Annotated in this window: 15 protein-coding genes and 1 CRISPR repeat array (1 of these 16 only partly in view); of the genes, 11 read left to right on the forward strand and 4 right to left on the reverse strand. The window is 74.1% G+C overall.

Annotated features, from left to right (window positions below; translation table 11 throughout):
• The 3 genes from AH6_RS44650 to AH6_RS13510 all read left to right on the forward strand — a co-directional run.
• The coding region (locus tag AH6_RS44650; protein WP_169807846.1) for a hypothetical protein at positions 1-235 on the forward strand (235 nt) is incomplete at its 5' end.
• Entirely contained in the window at positions 232-603 is a 372-nt protein-coding gene (locus AH6_RS13505) for a DUF742 domain-containing protein (protein WP_067479191.1), read from the forward strand. The genes AH6_RS44650 and AH6_RS13505, both read left to right, overlap by 4 nt.
• Positions 584-1,183: a GTP-binding protein gene (locus AH6_RS13510; protein ID WP_067479193.1), complete on the forward strand. Its 600-nt coding sequence runs from the start codon at positions 584-586 to the stop codon at positions 1,181-1,183. The genes AH6_RS13505 and AH6_RS13510 overlap by 20 nt, the downstream gene beginning before the upstream one ends.
• Before the next feature lie 46 nt (positions 1,184-1,229).
• Here the strand turns inward: AH6_RS13510 and AH6_RS13515 are convergent, their stop codons facing one another.
• A complete protein-coding gene (locus AH6_RS13515; RefSeq protein WP_067479195.1) occupies positions 1,230-1,976 on the reverse strand; it encodes a GAF and ANTAR domain-containing protein in 747 nt (248 codons plus the stop codon).
• A gap of 65 nt (positions 1,977-2,041) precedes the next feature.
• A complete protein-coding gene (locus tag AH6_RS13520) occupies positions 2,042-2,848 on the reverse strand; it encodes a GAF and ANTAR domain-containing protein (RefSeq protein ID WP_067479197.1) in 807 nt (268 codons plus the stop codon).
• Between the two features lie 237 nt (positions 2,849-3,085).
• On the opposite strand from AH6_RS13520, the gene AH6_RS13525 reads away from it, so the two are divergent.
• From AH6_RS13525 to AH6_RS13555, 7 genes are all read left to right on the forward strand, one after another.
• Positions 3,086-3,889: a TSUP family transporter gene (locus tag AH6_RS13525; RefSeq protein WP_245679300.1), complete on the forward strand. Its 804-nt coding sequence runs from the start codon at positions 3,086-3,088 to the stop codon at positions 3,887-3,889.
• A gap of 267 nt (positions 3,890-4,156) precedes the next feature.
• A complete protein-coding gene (locus tag AH6_RS46595) occupies positions 4,157-7,072 on the forward strand; it encodes an RAD23 family protein (RefSeq protein ID WP_067479200.1) in 2,916 nt (971 codons plus the stop codon).
• The gene (locus AH6_RS13535) at positions 7,072-7,953 is read left to right on the forward strand and encodes a hypothetical protein (RefSeq protein ID WP_218005807.1); all 882 of its coding nucleotides are present in this window, start codon (positions 7,072-7,074) and stop codon (positions 7,951-7,953) included. The genes AH6_RS46595 and AH6_RS13535 overlap by 1 nt, the downstream gene beginning before the upstream one ends.
• Positions 7,950-8,984 (forward strand): ABC transporter substrate-binding protein, encoded by a 1,035-nt coding sequence (locus tag AH6_RS13540; protein ID WP_218005808.1) that lies wholly within the window; start codon positions 7,950-7,952, stop codon positions 8,982-8,984. The genes AH6_RS13535 and AH6_RS13540 overlap by 4 nt, the downstream gene beginning before the upstream one ends.
• Complete coding sequence (locus AH6_RS13545; RefSeq protein WP_067479202.1) at positions 8,984-10,135, forward strand: energy-coupling factor transporter transmembrane component T family protein; 1,152 nt, start codon at positions 8,984-8,986, stop codon at positions 10,133-10,135. The genes AH6_RS13540 and AH6_RS13545 overlap by 1 nt, the downstream gene beginning before the upstream one ends.
• Positions 10,132-11,742: an ABC transporter ATP-binding protein gene (locus AH6_RS13550; protein ID WP_067479204.1), complete on the forward strand. Its 1,611-nt coding sequence runs from the start codon at positions 10,132-10,134 to the stop codon at positions 11,740-11,742. Before AH6_RS13545 ends, AH6_RS13550 begins: the two co-directional genes overlap by 4 nt.
• Entirely contained in the window at positions 11,739-12,602 is an 864-nt protein-coding gene (locus AH6_RS13555; RefSeq protein WP_067479207.1) for an ECF transporter S component family protein, read from the forward strand. The genes AH6_RS13550 and AH6_RS13555 overlap by 4 nt, the downstream gene beginning before the upstream one ends.
• 38 nt (positions 12,603-12,640) lie before the next feature.
• Here the strand turns inward: AH6_RS13555 and AH6_RS43690 are convergent, their stop codons facing one another.
• The gene (locus AH6_RS43690) at positions 12,641-14,191 is read right to left on the reverse strand and encodes an SCO2322-related protein (RefSeq protein WP_067479209.1); all 1,551 of its coding nucleotides are present in this window, start codon (positions 14,189-14,191) and stop codon (positions 12,641-12,643) included.
• A 317-nt stretch (positions 14,192-14,508) separates the two neighbouring features.
• Positions 14,509-15,888: an FAD/NAD(P)-binding protein gene (locus AH6_RS13565; protein WP_067479211.1), complete on the reverse strand. Its 1,380-nt coding sequence runs from the start codon at positions 15,886-15,888 to the stop codon at positions 14,509-14,511.
• Positions 15,889-16,042: 154 nt separating this feature from the next.
• On the opposite strand from AH6_RS13565, the gene AH6_RS13570 reads away from it, so the two are divergent.
• Positions 16,043-17,179 carry a helix-turn-helix domain-containing protein gene (locus AH6_RS13570; protein WP_067479213.1) on the forward strand — a complete coding sequence of 379 codons (1,137 nt, stop codon included), beginning with the start codon at positions 16,043-16,045 and terminating at the stop codon, positions 17,177-17,179.
• A gap of 140 nt (positions 17,180-17,319) precedes the next feature.
• A CRISPR array of direct repeats spans positions 17,320-17,418; the repeat unit is 29 nt; unit sequence GGGACCATCCCCGCGTGCGCGGGGAGCAG; it runs 845 nt beyond the window's last position.

The following is a 17,418-nucleotide window of genomic DNA, read 5'->3' on the forward strand; positions in this document are numbered from 1 at the left end:
GCCCGCCGCCACCCGGCGCAGCGGGCGGCCCCGGCCCGACCTGCCCCGGCGCGTCCGGCAGGCCAACATGGCGCCGCAGCTGCGGCCCGACGCCGAGCGCCCCGTCCCCGCCGCCGAGCAGGCCGCCCCGCGCGAGGAGCGCACGCCCGAGCAGCTGCGGTCCATGATGTCGGCGATCCAGCGCGGCACCCGGCGCGGCCGCGCCGAGGCCGCCGAACCCGACGAGCGGACATGAGCGGCGACCGGTGGCTCGACGAGGAGGCCGGCCCCCTGGTCCGCGCCTACGCGCTGACGCGCGGCCGCGCCCGGCCCGCCACCAGCGGCGAGGGCTTCGAGATGATCGCGATCATCGTGGCGGTGGACCGGCCCGCCGCCACGCCCGAGATCGGTCCCGAGCACCTGGCGATCCTCGACCTGTGCCGCAGCCCGCAGTCGGTCGCCGAGATCTCCGCCCGGCTCGGCCTGCCGCTGGTGGTGGTGCGGGTGCTGCTGGGCGACCTGCTGTCCCGCGGCCACATCGCCGTCCGGCGGCCTGAGGAACGTCCCCAGGCCGTCACCCAGAACCTGCTCAGGGAGATGCTCCATGGACTCCAGGCGCTCTGAGGCCGCCGAGCCGCTGCCCCTGGCCGTCAAGATCCTTGTCGCGGGCGGCTTCGGCGCCGGCAAGACGACCTTCGTCGGCTCGGTCAGCGAGATCCGCCCGCTGCGCACCGAGGAGGTGCTGAGCGAGCGCGGCGTCGGGGTAGACGACACCAGCGGCGTGGCCGACAAGACCACCACCACGGTCGCGATGGACTTCGGCCGCATCACCGTCCGCTCCGGCCTGGTGCTCTACCTGTTCGGCACGCCCGGCCAGGACCGCTTCTGGTTCATGTGGGACGAGCTGTCGCAGGGCGCGCTCGGCGCGATCGTGCTCGCCGACACCCGCCGCCTCGGCGACTGCTTCCCCGCCGTGGACTACTTCGAGAGCCGGGGCCTGCCGTTCCTGGTCGCGGTCAACCAGTTCGACGACGGCTACGACTACACCGAGGAGGAGGTCGCCGACGCCCTCGACCTCAGCCCGCAGACGCCGGTGCTGCTGTGCGACGCCCGCGACCGCGACTCCGCCAAGCACGTGCTCACCGACCTGGTGCGCCACCTGATCGCCCTCGGCGACCGCGCCCCCGCGGGCCACCCGGCCTGACCGGTCGGGAAGCCGCAGACCGCGGCGAGGGGACGGTGTTCCGGCGTCAGCGCTGGGTGGTCTGCCCGGGGGACGCACCGGGGGACAGCAGCTCGGCGATGTCGGGAGCGCGGTCGATGACGGCGGTGGCGACCTCGGTGAGGTTGCGGTTCCTGCTGCGGGCGAAGGCGCGCAGCAGGACGAAGGCGTCGGCGACGGTGAGGCGGTGGTGGGCGGCCAGGACGCCCTTCGCCTGCTCGATCAGGACACGGCTGTTCAGCGCGCCCTGGAGCTGCTCGGTGATGGTGGTCTGCTGCTGCAGGACACGTTCGGTCAGCACCGAGATGGTGGCCACGTCCGCCAGCGCCTGGGCGATGGCCACCGCTTCGGCGGAGAGACCGCCGGGGGTGGTGCTGAGCAGGTTCATCGCGCCGATGGTCTGGTCGCGCAGCCGCAGCGGCAGGCCGTAGACGGCGGAGAATCCGCAGGCGCGGGCGGCGGCGGCGAACGCCGGCCAGCGCCGGTCGGTGGCCAGATCGGTGCAGGCGACCGGCCGCCCGGTGCGGTAGACGTCCAGGCAGGGGCCGTCGTGCTCCTGCCGTTGCAGCAGCTCCAGCAACTGGACCCGCTGGTCGGTGGCGGCCATGGCGTGCAGGCCGCCGCGCTGGTCGGCCAGCAGGATCCCGGCGGCCTCGATCTCCAGCAGGTCGGCGCAGCGCTCGGTCAGGGTGTGCAGCAGGTCGATGGCGTCGAACCCGGCCACCAGGGTGTCGGCGAGCTCAACGAACGCCTGAGCGATCCGTTGCTCCAACATGGCCGTTCACTTCCTCGGGTCGGTCTGGGGGCTGGGGGTTCGGCTGACGAGGTCGGGCGGCGCGGTCACAGGTCCGGAGCGGTGCCGCCGGGTCCCGGACCGGGGCGCGCTCCGGGTGGCGGATCAGGGTCGGAGGCGAAGCTCAGCCGCCCGTCCACCACCGCTTCGGCCGCCTGGCGCAGGCTGTGGCCGTTGGCCGTGCCGTGCGCGAAGGCGTGGGCGCGCAGCCGCAGGAACGCCGTCGTCAGGTTCGTGCCCAATTGGACCGAGACCATGCCGGTGGCCTGGTGGACCTGCGGCCAGCGGTCCATGAACGCCTCCGGCCCGTCGGCGTACGGGGGCAGGGCGAGGTGCTGCTGCGGCGCGTGCAGTTGGGCCAGCAGTTGTGTCAGGGCCGCGTCGGCCAGCAGCAGGGCGTCGGCGGCCTGCTCGTCGCTCAGCCAGCCGGGGGTCTCGCGCCAGATCTCCAGGGTGCCCACCGCCAGCCGTCCGGCCAGCAGCGGGAACGCGAACGCCGCACGCGCCCCGAGCTGGAGCGCCGCCGGCACCAGCATCGGCCAGCGACGCCCGGTGCCCCCGGCGGCCAGGTCGGGCACCAGGACCGGCCGGTCCTGGGCCAGCGCCGTCACGCCGGGGCCCTCGCCGTAGGTCACCTGGAGCTCGGTGAGCTTCTCGCCCAGCAGGCCGTGGACCTGGACGGGCTCGTAGGCTCCTGAGTAGTCGCTGAGCATCAGCACTCCGGTGGCGGCCGCCGACAGCAGTTCCACCGCCGCCCGGCACACGTGCACCAGCGCGACCGGCTCGCCTGCCGAGCGCGCCTGCGCGGCGATGGCCGCCGCCACGACAGCCGCCCGGTCCCTGTTCACCGGCATCTGTTGACCACGTCTTCCCCGCCCGGAGGGGGGAATCGCCGAGCGTCGGTTCCTTGCGGCTCGATGTCACTCCCTCCATGGCGACGATACGCCTGCGTCACCCTGGCCTCCACGCCAAACGCACTTTTGTGCCAGAGGATCAGGCATGCGCGCGGGCGAGCGGCCCGCCGACCTCGGCCGTCACCCGTTCGAGCCGGTAGGGCATGCTGTGCTGATGTCAGCGCGGTCGATGCCGGGGTGGGCGATGTCGGGGCGGCGGGCGTGACGGGGCAGGCGGAACTGCTCGGGTTCGCCGCCGGAGCGCTGATCGCGGTGGTGACCGCCCCGGTCGGGGTCTCGGGCGCGGTGTTCCTGCTGCCGGTGCAGCTCAGCGTGCTGGACGTCCCCAGTCCCGCCGTCACCCCCACCAACCTGCTGTTCAACGTCGTGGCCGGTCCCGGGGCCCTGGCCCGCCACCACCGGCAGGGGACGCTCGCCGGCCCGCTGACCCGGCTGCTGGTCGCCGGGGCCCTGCCCGGCGTCGTCGCCGGGGCGCTCATCCGCGTCTTCGCCCTCCCCAGCCCCACGGTCTTCCGCGTCCTGGTCGGGTTGTTCCTGCTGCCGCTGGGGTTGTGGTTGTGCGCCCGCACCCTGCGCCCGTCGCGGCCCCGGCACCGTCCGCCGTCCGGGCGCTTCGTCAGCGTGCTCGCGCTGGCGGCGGGCACCGTCGGAGGCGTCTACGGCATCGGCGGCGGCTCCATCCTCGGGCCCATCCTGGTCGGCCGGGGAATGCCCGTCGCCCAGGTCGCCCCTGCGGCGCTGGCCTCCACCTTCCTCACGTCGGTGGTCGGAGCGGGCACGTACGCGGTCCTCTCCTTCACCGCCTCCGGCCCCATCGCGCCGCTCTGGTCGATCGGCCTGGCCTGCGGTCTCGGCGGCCTCATCGGCGGTTACCTGGGCGCGCGCCTGCAACCCCGGCTTCCCGAAACGGCGCTGCGGCTCGTTCTCGGGCTGCTGGCCACCGCACTGGCCGCGCTCTACCTCGTCCAGGCCGCCGGCTGACCGGACCGTGCGAACTTCGCTTCTCGTCGCGGAGTGCGTGGAATGTTATGCTCCGCCTGTTTGATCACAACTCCATAGTTCTCGCCCCCGCGGAAGGAAGCCGGTCGAAGTCCGGCACTGTCGCGCAACCGTAGGCCACCGCGAGGTGGCGAGTCGGGTCCATTCCGCGGGCGGCTCTCATGTCAGACCACTGTCGCGAGATGCAGGGGTGGACCGTCCGGTGCCGGTGCGTGCCGTCCTCTCCTGCGCAGTGCAAAGGACAAGGGCGTGAAACGCACCTCACACAGGCGCCGGCCGCTGGCCGCCGTGCTGGCCGTCATGGCCGGCCTCGTCGCGGTACCCGCCGTGCCCGGCCTCGCCGGGACCGCCACGGCCGCCGACCGCACCGCCGCTCGGGCCAGCTCCCAGTGGCTCGCCCGGCAGCTCTCCGCCGAGGGCACGCTGGAGAACCCGATGGGCGGCGCGCTGCCCGACCACGGGCTGATGATCGACACGCTGTTCGCGCTGCACGCCTCGGGCGACGGCGCGCTCGCCGCCCCCGTCGCCCGCTACCTGGACGAGGGCGGGCACGCCAGCGACTACTTCACCTGGGACGGGCTGGTGCCCGGCCAGGGCTACGACGCCGTCATCGTCGGCGGCGCGGCCGCGAAGGTCCTGGTCGCCGCGCAGGTGTCCGGGCACGATCCGCGCGACTTCGGCGGCTACGACATGGTCGCCGAGACCAAGGGCGCGATCATGCGGTCCGGGCCCGACAAGGGGCGGATCAGCGACTACTCCAAGAACCCCGACCTGGCCTCCTCGGTCAGCAACAACGCCAACGTCTTCGGGCAGGCGCTGGGCGTCATCGGCCTCGCCGGGGCGGGGGAGAACGACCGTCCGGCCATCGACAAGCTGGTGACCCAGCAGTGCTCGGAGGGGTACTTCCGGATCTTCTTCGGCTACGTCCCCACCACCGAGACCGGCGACCACGTCACCCCCAATGGCAACAAGGTCTCCACCTGCGACGAGGGCAAGGCCCACGACCAGTCCGCGCCCGACGGCGACGCCACCGGCCTCGCCCTGTCGGCGCTGCTGGCCGCCCGCGGGGCCGGGGCCGACGGCCTGGACGAGCCGATCGCCAAGGCCGTCGCCTGGCTCAAGGCCCACCAGGACGCGGGCGGCGGCTGGGGCGGCGGCGTCAGCACCGAGGCCCCCAACACCAACAGCACCGGCCTGATCGTCCAGGCGCTCGCCGACGCGGGCGGGGCCGAGGAGCAGGTGGACAAGGGCACGGCCTACCTGAAGTCCGCGCAGGCGACCTCGGGCGAGGACTCGGGGAACGCGCTCGCCGACCACATCGGCGCGATCGCCTACAACCCGCAGCAGTACCAGGACGCCCGCAGCGGCGGCATCGGCGGGCTCGACACCTGGGTCCGGGCGGGCGCGCAGGCGTCCCTCGGGCTCTCCCAGGTCGGCTTCTACGACCTGGTGAAGGGGAAGATCCCCGGCGGGGGAGACCCGGGCCCCGGCCCGAGCCCGTCGCCCACCGGCGGCGTCACCACCCCGCCGACGCCCCGTCCGACCGCGACCGATGGACCGAAGCCCCGCCCTACCGAAACCGGCGCGCCGACGCCTGACCCCTCCAGGACCCACCGGCCGCCGCCCCGACCCCGCCAGGGCACCGACAAGGCCCCGCCCGCCGCCGTCAAACCGCCCAGCGACCGGGCCGGGGACAAGGCGCCCCCGCCCAACTCCCAGCAGCCCAGGACCGTGGTCGACCCGCCGCAGAGCCAGGCTCAGCCGACCACGACCAGCACCCCCGCCGCCCGCCTCGGCTCCTACCTGGCCGGGAAGCTGGTGGACGGCGACCACGTCGAGGTCGCCGAGAGCGGCAAGACCTACGTCGACTACGCCGCCACCGCCGACCTGGTGCTGGCCCTGCGGGCGCTGGGAGAGCAGCCGGTCGCCGTCACCCGCGCCTCGCGGTTCCTGCTGGAGCCCGACTCCGTCAAGTCCTACGCCTACGGCCAGCCCTACGAGCGCGAACCGGCCGCCTACGCCGAGCCCCTGGCCAAGCTCCAGATCATCGCCAGGTTCCTGCAACCGGAACCGGCCGCGCCCAAGGACATCGCCACCACCGTCACCAAGCTGCGCGACGACCTGGCGGGTCTGCGCAACGAGGCGGGCCGCTTCGCCGACAAGGGCTCCTACGGCGACGCCGACAAGTCCGTACGGCGGCACGCGTGGGCGGTCCTGGCGACGACGGCGGGTTCGGCCCCCGGCGAGTCGGCGTCCTCCCTGGACGTCCTGCTCAAGAGCCAGTGCGCCGACGGCACCTTCCCCGCCGAACTCGGCTCCACCTCGTGCGCGCGCGGGGACCTGACGGCGACGGCCACGGCGCTGGCCGCCGTGAACGCCCAACCGCGCACGACGCCCACGACTAGCGACGCCGCCGCCGGAAATACGTCCGGCGTGAACGCGGTGCAGGCCGTGGCCCGCGTCAACGGCGTTCCGGCCGGATGGTCACGGCGGCGCATCACCGCGCTGGACAAGGCCATCGCCGCGCTCAACGCCAGGTCCGGCGACGAGGGCGTGGTGCGCGGCGCGAACGGCGCGGTGGACGTCCTGCTCACCGCGAGCCTGGCCGAGGGCAGGCAGGTCTCCGGCCAGGACACCACCGGCACCGCCCGCGCGCTGGGCGCGCTGCTGCGCTCCGACGGCGGGATGGCCAGGCCGCCGGGCACCGGCGGCGACGTGCCGACCAGCATCGCCGCCGCTCCCGGCGTCGCGGGGCGGTCCTGGACGAGCGCGCCGTCGTCCCCGGTGACGATGGTGCTGCGCGGCGACGCCCGCACCCGGGCCGCCGCGCGGGACGACGGCCGGGGCGCGTGGTTCTGGGTGATCGTCGTCGGGGGCGCGCTGGTGTCGGTCGTGCTCCTCGCCGTCCTCGTCTGGCTGCTGAGCAGCCGGGGGAGGCCGGAGCGGCCCCGGCCGCCCGGCCCCGTCCCGCCTGGGCCGGTGCCGCCGGGACCTGTCCCGCCCGGCTCCGTTCCGCCCGGCTCCGTTCCGCCCGGCCCCGTTCCGCCCGGCCCCGTCTCACCCGGCACCACCCTGCCGGGTCCCGTCCCACCGGGCGGCACCCCGCCCGGCACCACCTCACCCGTCGGGCCCTCCGACACGACCACTCCCAAGGGGAACCCCTGATGCGACGGTCCGTCACCGCTGTTCTCGGCCTGGCCGCCCTGGCCACCGGCACGCTCACCGCCCCCGCCGCCCAGGCGGCCCCGCCCGCGCCCGCGCCCGCCCCCCGCGCCGGGGGCTACAACGGCATCTGCACCGGCGCGGACGCGCTCACCGGCGTCACCGTCGTCGTCGACTTCCAGGAGCTGGACGGCAACGGCGGCACGGCCGCGCCGACCCTCACCCGCTGCTCGCCCAACCCGACCCCGGGCGCCCAGCGCACCGGCATCCAGGCCCTCCAGGACGCCGGGATCGCCGTCGCGGGCGTCGCGCAGTGGGGTCTCGCCTTCGTCTGCCGCCTGAACGGCCGCCCGTCGGCCACCGAGGCGATCCCGGTCGCCGCCAACCCCAACTACAAGGAGGCGTGCATCGTCACCCCGCCCGGGGCGGCCTACTGGTCGTACTGGCACGCCGACGGGTCCGGCACCACCTGGACCTACAGCAACTACGGCGCGCTCAACCGCAACGTCGTGCCCGGCGGTTTCGAGGGCTGGTCGTTCTCCCTGAACAAGACCGCCTCCACCAACCCGGTCCCCGGCGTCACGCCCCGCAACCCGGCGGTCCAGGCGGGCAAGCCGACGGTGAGCCTGTCGGTCAACGACCTCGACCGCAAGATCAAGCTGGGCCAGAGCACCTCGCTGACCTGGACCTCCCGCAGCGCCACCGCCCTGTCGGCGTCCAAGGTCGCCCCGGCCACCGGCGGCGGCGCGTGGTCGGGGGCGCTCGCGGTCCCCGGCGGCAGCAAGACCGTCAAGCCGACCGCCAAGGGCACCTACACCTACACGATCACGGCGACCGGGACCGGCGGGACGGTCACCTCGACCGCGACCCTGACGGTCCAGTGAGCGGCCGGACCCGCACGGCACGAACGCTCGCGCTGACGGCGGCGGTCCTGGTGGCCGCCGCCGCGGCGGCCCCCGGCGCGGCGGCCATCGACCACTCCAAGGGGCACCCCGGCTACTGCAAGACCGACACCGGCGTCACGGTCGTCGTGGACTTCCAGCAGCTCGGCGGCACCACGATCGTGCGCTGCAACCCGCAGGGCACCCGGGGCACCGGCCTGGACGCGCTCAAGGGCGCGGGGTTCCAGATCGCGGGCGTGCAGCGCTGGGGCGAGGCGTTCATCTGCCGGATCGAGAACCGGCCGTCGGCCGTCGAGAAGATCCCGGTGAAGGGGAACGAGGGGTACCGCGAGGCGTGCGTGGACACCCCGCCCGCCGCCGGGTACTGGTCGTACTGGCACGCGGGCAACAACTGCGCCTGGAACTACAGCCAGTGGGGCGTGAAGAACCGCGACTTCGTCCCCGGCGGGTTCGAGGGCTGGTCGTTCTCGCTGAACGCCACCGCCGACAGCAACCCCCGGCCGCGCATCGCGGCGGTGCGCCCCGGCACCGGCGGGAGGGCCTGCAATGCCCGCGCCGAGCCGAAGCCCACCACCAACGACCCCAACGCCAGGCAGCCCGGCTCCGGCGGTGGCAACGGCGGAACCGGTTCCGGCGGCGACAACGGCTCCGGGACGGACGGCGGCTCGGGCACAGACGGCGGCTCGAACAACGGCTCGGGCAACGGGACCGGCAACGGCGGCCAAGGCTCGACGACCGACCCCGCCACCCAGCCGAGCGACGGCCCCGTCCAGCGCCCCGGCGCGCTGCCCCCGCCCCGCCCCCGCAACGCGGGCGCGCAGCAGGCCGCCGACGACCCGTCCCGCAACGTCGCCTTCACCGGCGGCGAGAACGCCCGCGACGTCAACGACGTCGTCCGCGAGCAGTCCGGTGCCAGCGACCTCGCCCCATGGGTCGCCGCCGGCGCCGTCGTGCTGCTGGCGGCGGGCACCACCGTGGCCGCGCTGCGCCGACGCCGCGCGAGGCGCGCCTGATGGGAGCGGGTTCACCACGGGCGCGGGCCGCCGCCTACTTCCTGCCCCGCGACCTGCACCCCGGCGCGTGGTGGGTGTGGACGCTGGGCCTGGCGGTGGCGGCCAGCCGCACCACCAACCCCTGGTTGCTGCTGACGATCGTCGCGGTGGTCTGCCACGTCGTGGTCGTGCGGCGCGGCGAGGCCCCCTGGGCGATGGCGTTCCGGATCTACCTGGTGCTCGGCGCGACGATCGTGGCGCTGCGCGTCGGCTTCCGGCTCGTCTTCGGCGGGGCCGAGGGCTCGACGATCGTGTTGCGGCTGCCGGAGATCCCGCTGCCCGCCTGGGCGGCGGGCATCCGGCTGTTCGGCGACGTGTCGGCCGAGTCGCTGCTCGGCGGGCTGTACGACGGGCTGCGGCTCGCCACCATGGTGATCTGCCTGGGCGCGGGCAACGCGCTGGCCAACCCCAAGCGGCTGCTCAAGGCGATGCCGCCCGCGCTGTACGAGATCGGCACGGCCGTGACGGTGGCGCTGTCGGTGTTCCCGCAGCTCGCCGAGAGCGTGTTGCGCGTCCGCCAGGCCCGCAAGTTGCGCGGCGGGACCGGGGGCCGCCGGTTCCACGCGCTGCGCACGATCGTCATCCCGGTGCTGGAGGACGCGCTCGACCGGTCGTTGCGGCTGGCCGCGTCGATGGACTCGCGCGGCTACGGCCGGTCCGGGACGGCGCGGCCGCGCGCCCGGTTCACCACCGGCCTGCTGATGATCGTCGGGCTGGGCGGGGTGTGCGTGGGGATCTACGCCACCCTCGACGGCTCCACCCCGCGCTTCCTGGCGCTGCCGGTGCTGCTGGCCGGGCTGGCGGTCGCGCTGGCCGGGTTCCGGCTGGCCGGGCGGCGGGTGCGCCGCACCCGGTACCGGCCCGACCGGTGGCGGGCCGCCGAGCTGGTCGTCGCGGCCAGCGGCGTCGCCGTCGCGGCGGCGCTGTTCCTGACCTCCGGCGTGGACCCGACCAACCTCAACCCGTCCCTGACGGCGCTGTCGTGGCCGCTGCTGTCGTGGCCCCCGCTGGCCGGGGTGCTGCTCGGCGTGCTGCCCGCCTTCCTGACCCCGCCTCCCGAGCCGACCGACAACGCCGACGTCGCCGACGCCGCCGAGAAAGTGACCGCATGATCGAGCTGGCCGACGTCTCCTTCTGGTACCACGGGCACGACACGCCCGTGCTGGCCGACGTGTCGCTGACGGTCGGGGAGGGCGAACTCGTCCTGGTGACCGGCCGCACCGGCGCGGGCAAGTCCACCCTGCTCGGCACCCTCAACGGCCTGGTCCCGCACTTCACCGGCGGGCACCTGGAGGGCACGGTCGCGGTGGACGGCGTCAGCACCGCCGACCGGCCGCCGCGCGAGTTCGCCCACCTGGTCGGCGTCGTCGGCCAGGACCCGCTGGCCGGGTTCGTCACCGACACCGTCGAGGAGGAGTTGGCCTACGGCATGGAGCAGCTCGGCCTGAGGCCGCCGGTGATGCGCCGCCGCGTCGAGGAGACCCTCGACCTGCTCGGCATCGCCGACCTGCGCCGCCGCGCGTTGCGGACCCTGTCGGGCGGGCAGCAGCAGCGCGTGGCGATCGGGTCGGTGCTGACCACCCACCCCCAGGTGCTGGTGCTGGACGAGCCCACCTCGGCGCTGGACCCGACCGCCGCCGAGGACGTGCTGGCCACGCTCGCCCGGCTGGTGCAGGACCTCGGCACCACCGTGCTGATGGCCGAGCACCGCATGGAGCGCGTCGTGCCGTTCGCCGACCGGATGTTCTACGTGCCCGGCGACGGCAGCGTCCTCGACGGCGCGCCGCCGGACGTGTTGCGGGACATGCCGATCGGGCCGCCGATCGTCGCGCTCGGCCGCCTGGCCGGGTGGGACCCGCTGCCGCTGTCGGTGCGCGACGCCCGCCGCCGCGCCGCGCCGCTGCGCGCCGCGCTGGCGGAGTCCGCGCCGCCGCCTTCCACCGCCGAAACCGTCGATCCACCGGCGCTGACCGGCACCGGCGTCGTCGTCCGCTACGGCTCCACCGTCGCGGTGCGCGGCGTCGATCTGGACCTGCACGGCGGCCGGGTGCTGACGCTGATGGGCCGCAACGGCTCGGGCAAGTCGTCGCTGCTGTGGGCGTTGCAGGGATCGGGGCCGCGCCAGGGCGGCACGGTCGCGGTCGCCGGGAAGGACCCCCGCGACCTGTCCAGCGCCAAGGCCCGCCGCCTGGTCGGCCTGGTCCCGCAGAACGCCGGGGACCTGCTCTACCTGGAGCGGGTCGCCGACGAGTGCGAGGCCGCCGACCGCGAGTCGTCGGCCGAACCCGGCTCCTGCCGCGCCCTGCTGGACCGGCTCGCCCCCGGCATCGACGCCCGCGCCCATCCCCGCGACCTGTCGGAGGGGCAACGCTTGGCGCTGGTGCTAGCGGTGCAGCTCACGGCGTCGCCGCCGGTGATGCTGCTGGACGAGCCCACGCGCGGCCTGGACTACGGCGCGAAGGAAGCGCTGGCCCGCACGGTCGCCGAGCTGGCCGCCGGGGGCCGCGCCGTCGTGATCGCGACGCACGACGTGGAGTTCGCGGCGGCCGTCGCGGACCGGGTCGTCGTCATGGCCGAAGGCGAGATCGTCTCCGACGGCCCGGCCGCCGACGTGCTGGGCGCGTCCCCGGCGTTCGCGCCCCAGGTCGCCAAGATCCTCGGCCCGGAGTGGCTGACCGTCGCCGACGTCCGCGCCGCGCTGCCGGAGGCGGTCCGATGAGCACGGCGCAGGAACTCGCGACGGTGCGGAAACGCACCTGGGGCCGCGCCGACCAGGCCGTCCGGATCGGGCCGCGCTCGGCGGTCGTGCTGGCGCTGGCGTCGGCCGCCGGGCTGATGATGTTCGTGTGGCCGCTGCTGGTCCGCGTCGAGCCGCAGAGCATGCAGCACGGCCCGGACGCGCCGTTCGTGTTCATCGGCATCCTGCCGATCCTGATCATCGTGGTGCTCGCCGAGTTGTCCGAGGGCGGCATGGACTCCAAGGCGCTGGCCATGCTGGGGGTGCTGTCGGCGGTCAACGCGGCGCTGCGGCCGCTGGGCGCGGGCACGGCGGGCATCGAGACGGTGTTCTTCATGCTCGTGCTGTCGGGGCGGGTGTTCGGCGCGGGCTTCGGGTTCGTGCTGGGCTGCACGTCGCTGTTCGCGTCGGCGCTGCTGACCGCCGGGGTCGGGCCGTGGTTGCCGTTCCAGATGATGTGCTCGGCGTGGATCGGCATGGGCGCGGGGCTGCTGCCGCGCCGCGTCACCGGCAAGGCGGAGATCGCGATGCTGGTGGCGTACGGGATCGTGGTGGCGTACGTGTTCGGGTTCCTGATGAACCTGTGGTTCTGGCCGTTCATCACCGGCGCGGAGGTGCCCTACCACGACGGCCACATCTCCTACGTGCCCGGCGATCCGGTCCTGGAGAACCTGCACCGCTTCGCGGTGTTCACGCTGCTGACCTCGACGGCGGGCTGGGACACCGGCCGCGCCATCACCAACACCGTCGCGATCCTCGTGCTGGGACCGGCCGTGCTGGCGACGCTGCGCCGGGCCGCGCGACGGGCCTCCTACGGACGCAAGCCGACCTTCGGTGAGTGAGGCGGGCGCGGCCGTCACCCGGCCGCGCCCGCCGCACGTCACAACTTGCCGAGCGGGGTGTGCGTCGCCACCAGCACGGCCTGCGGCGTCGCGCGTCGCCACTGGTCGAGCTGGTTCTCAGGGATGCCGTTCAGCTGGGCCTCCCGCAGCGCGTCGGTGTTGTAGGCGATCGCGCCCAGGTGGTCGGTGGCCTCACCCGCGTTGCGCTTGGTGAGCTGGAGCCTGCGCACGTAGTCCGACGCCTTGGCGGCCTGCCAGACCAGACCCGACGCGCGCAGGGCCTGGCCCGCCAGCCCCGTGCTGTTGGTGTTGGACGCCTCGGTCGGGCCGGAGCCGCCGAACGACCCGTCCTTGCGCTGGATCTTGGCCAGCCACGCCGCGCCCTTGAGCGCCGCCAGTCGGGCCTTGATCGAGGGCTTGCCCGTCAGCAGCGCCTGCACGGCCATCGCGGTGGAGTCGGGGTCGAGCACGGCCTGCGGGTCGTCGTCGCATTTGGCGGTCGGGGTGCCGCCGCCGAACTGGTCGGGCGACAGCCGGAACCCGCCCGCCTTGCACTGCTGGCGGATCAGGAAGTCCACGGCCTCGGCGGGAACGCCGCCGCTGCGCGCGAGCCCGATGACGCCGAACGACTGCCCGAAGGTGTTGCTGTTGTCGATCTGGGTGCCCTGGTCCTTGAACCGGCCCTTGTCACGGCCGCTGCGGGCCATCAGGGACAGGGTCGTGGCGCGCAGGTCCCAGCCGCCGAACTTGCGCGGGTTCGCGCCGCCCGCCTGAGCGGCGACGAGCATCTTGGCGGTCGCGCCCGCGACGCGCACGCCCTCCTGGCCCCAGTCGTCGTAGGTGATGTAGCTGGCGACGCGCTTGGACAGCAGCGCGGTCGTCTTCTTGACCTGCTGAGGCTGGGTGCGGGACGCCTTCATCGCCAGCAGCGCGTCGATCGTCAGGCCCCAGTCGGTGCCGTTGAAGCCGGGCATGCCGCCGTCGGCGTCGAGCTGCCCGGCCAGCCACCTGGTGGACGCGACGGCGGCGGCCTTCTCCGGCAGCGGCTTGGTCTGCTCGACCGGCGGGATCGTGGGCGTGCCGGGGCGCAACGGCGTCACGCGCGGCTTGGGGTTGTCCTCGATCCCCTTGTCCTTGGAGAACGACCAGCCCTCGTAGCTGCCCAGCGGCGGCTTGTAGTAGCCCGCGCCCTGGTTGCTGTACTCCCACTGGCCGCCGTTGGAGGCGTGCCAGTACGACCAGTAGGCGCTGGCCGGGGGAGTGTCGACGCACGGTTCCGTCTCCGCGCCGGGCTTGCCGTTGATGCGGCACACGAAGTGCTTGCCCCAGCGGTCGGTGCCGGTGATGACGAACCCGGCGTTCTCCAGCGCGTCGATACCGGTCGCCTGCTCGCCCGGCGCGCACCGGACCTCGGGCTCGCCGCCCAGCTCCTGGTAGTCCACCGCGACGGTGACACCGTTGCGGTCCGGGCAGTGCCCGGCGGTGCCCTTGCGGGCGGCGGTGGGCTGCGGCGCGGCCGACGCCGGGGGCGCGACCAGCGTCGCCGCCGCCACACCCGTGACGACGGCGAGCAGCACGGTTCTGCGCATGCTTCGCTCCTAGTGAGAGCGGCCTGCGGAGCATGTACCGGAGGCCGCCCAGGAACGACGACGCCCCCGGCCGCGCGAAGCGGGCAGGGGGCGAGCACGGACCCGGCCGGTCCGGACTCACCCTGTAGACCTCGACAGATGAGAGTCGTGCGCGCTCCGGGGCGGGCATTCCGGCTCACGGCGGCGGGGCCGCCGTCCACGGTTGCGGGTCAGCGCCGGTTTTCGACCGGCTTCCCCCGTTCCAGGAGCGGTATGAAATTGTGCTCGGCCGGACTTACCCGGCCGGAACGGGATGATCGTAACTCATTTCCGGCTCTTCATCCGGTTCTCCCGGTCCGAAGCGCCTGGGCGGTGCGGGACGCCTGGGCGGCGACGCCGGGAATGCTCGACGTGACGAACGAGCCGCCGCCGGTCAGGTCCCCGATCACGTGCACGCGCGGGTCGGCGGGGACCAGGCCGCCGGACGGGTGGAGCGTGGCCAGACCGGCGTCCACCAGGGACCTGACCAGCGGCTGCGCCGCCGTCGGGACCGCTTGCGGCGACGGGTTCACGGCGTTGATGACGATCTCCGACGCCGCGAATCGTCCGTCCACGCGCTCGATGACGAGCTGGCCCGCGTCCAGCAGCCGCATCAGGACGGACGCGTTCACCGGCACCATCGGCGAGACCACGCTGACGGCCGTGCGGAGGTGCCGCCGTAGCCGGGCACGGTCGGATTCGGACAGCAGCCGCCAGGCGTACGGGCCGACGGTGTGGGCCGTCTGCTGGAGCACGCGGCGTCCGATCCGGGGATCGTCGATGGCCGCGATCTGCCGCCGAAGCCGTTGCACCGGGTCCTCCGTCGCGGTGCTGAACAACTCGGCCGTGAACTCGGCGAAGTCCTCGCCCGCGTCGGCCAGCTCCGCGCGCAGTAGTCCGATCAGATCGTCGAGCGTGACGTTCCCCTGCGCCTGGTGCAGCGCCGCGACCCGTTCCACGGTCACATGCTCGGGACGCCGATCGACCGGACGCTGCCAGACATGCGGCAGCACCCCGCTGCGTGACAGGAGCGCGATCCGCCCCCGATGCCCACGCGCGGCGAGCGACACGACGACGTCAACGGCGGTCAGGCCGCTGCCAATGATCGTCACATCGTTCCCCGTGGCAACACGGTCGAGCGTGTCGGCCAGCGGATAGGGATCGACCACGAACCCGGGCTGCCCGGCGAGACCGTACAGATCCGGGGGAGTGCCCCCGCCCACGCACAGCGCCACATGCGTGGCCCGGTGTTCTTGCGCGTCCTGGGTGCGGACCAGAAGACCGTCCTGCGACCGAACGACCTCGGTCACGTGGGCGGCCACGATCTCGACGAGCCATCCCCGCTCGCTCAGAACTGCCATGGCCTTCTCGGCGGTGAAGGCCAGGTAGTCGCCGTAGAGCGCGCGCGGAACCAGCGGTTTGCCCAGGAGCGGGTCAAGGTGCTCGGAGCCGCGTTCGCCGAGCCAGGCGGCGTAGTGGCCGAAGTCGCCGTGCCGGATCGACATGAGGGCGGGCGGCACGTTCACCAGCACCGAATCGAGGTCCGGGCCGTAGGGCCGTCCCCGCCACAACTGCGGTGACGGCTCGAAGACGCGGATCGTCCCGGCCCCGTCCCCGGCGGCCAGTGCGTCCAGCAGCCCGACGGCGGCCGCGCCCCCTCCGACGATCGCGATGTCCATGTTCTCCCTCTCCGTAGGCGGTGCCTCGACCTTCGCCGACCCCGCGAGCGAGCCCCATCCCGCGCGTGCGGGGGATCGGACCGGAACAACCCCCTCAAACGGGGGGTTGGAGCCATGCGCGGGAACAGCCAGGCTGGCCACCGGAGGAACGGACATGACTGATCCACGTCGGCCGGTGTTGTCGGCCGCCGAACGGGCCGCCGACGCGTTCGATCTGTTCGGCCGAGTGTCATCCGGGCTGCGCCGCCTGATGCCGTTCGACTCGGCGGTGTGGACGGCGGCCGACCCCGAGACGGGACTGATCACGGCGCCGATGCTGGTGGAGAACATGGGCGGCGGTGAGGGCTGCGCCGCCTACTGGGAGAGCGAGCTGCTGGAGGAGAACGTCGTCCCGTTCCGCGAGCTGGCCCGCGCGCCCGTACCGGCGGCCGGACTGCGCGCGGCCACCGGCGGACTGCCCGCCCGCAGCGCCCGCTTCCGGCGCCTGCTGCTCGGCCAGGGCGTGCACGACGAGCTGCGCGCCGTCCTGCGGATCGGCGACCGGCCCTGGGGCCTGGTGAGCCTGTTCCGCACCACCGGCGAGTTCGACGCGGACGAGATCGCGCTGCTCGCCGCGCTGTCCGGCCCGCTGGCGGCACGGCTGCGCGGGTTCACGCTGCCGATCGGGTCCGCGTCCCGCGCCGACCCGCCCGCGCCCGGCCTGATCCTCTTCGACGCGTCCGGCGAGGCCACCTCCATCAACGCCGAGGCCCGGCATCACCTCGCGTCGCTACCGGCGGGGCCGTCCTTCCCGTCGCCCCTCGGGCTGGAGCTGCCCATCTGGGTGATCGGCACGGCCCTCCAGGCCCGCGCCGTCACCGGCGGCCGCGACCACGGCACCGCCCGAGTGCGCATCCGGACGACCGAGGGCCGCTGGCTGGCCTGCCACGCCTCGTCCCTCACGGGCCCCGGCGGCGGGCCCGGCCCGGTGGCCCTCATCCTCGAACCGGCGGCGCCCTCCGACCTGGCGGTCCTGATCGCCGAGGCGTACGGCCTGACGTCGCGGGAACTCCAGATCACCCAGCTCGTCGCACGCGGCATGGCCACCGCCGAGATCGCCGCGACGCTGTTCATCTCCCCGCACACGGTCCGCGACCACCTGAAGGCGGTCTTCACGAAGGTCAGCGTCACCAGCCGGGGCGAGCTGGTGGCGCGCCTGTTCACCGAGCACTACTGGCCCGCCCTACCAGAACCGACCCAACTCCAACGCCCCGACCACCCTCCCGCCCAAGCCCGAATCCCCACCCCCTGACACAATGCGCCACCCTTAGAACTCGTAACAGGTTGAGACTGGGCGGGGCTGGGCCAGCAGCAGTCCAAGGGACACAACGCTAGGTGCATCTGCGTGCCCGGGGAGCATCCCCCTCCGGGCGGTACCGCCAGTAGCCACAAGGGACCATCCCCGCGTGCGCGGGGAGCAGACGCGGTGCGCGAGCGCCCAGCGGCGCAACCCGGGACCATCCCCGCGTGCGCGGGGAGCAGCGGTTGACC

The organism is Actinomadura hibisca NBRC 15177, from assembly GCF_001552635.1.
Taxonomy (GTDB): Bacteria; Actinomycetota; Actinomycetes; order Streptosporangiales; family Streptosporangiaceae; genus Spirillospora; species Spirillospora hibisca.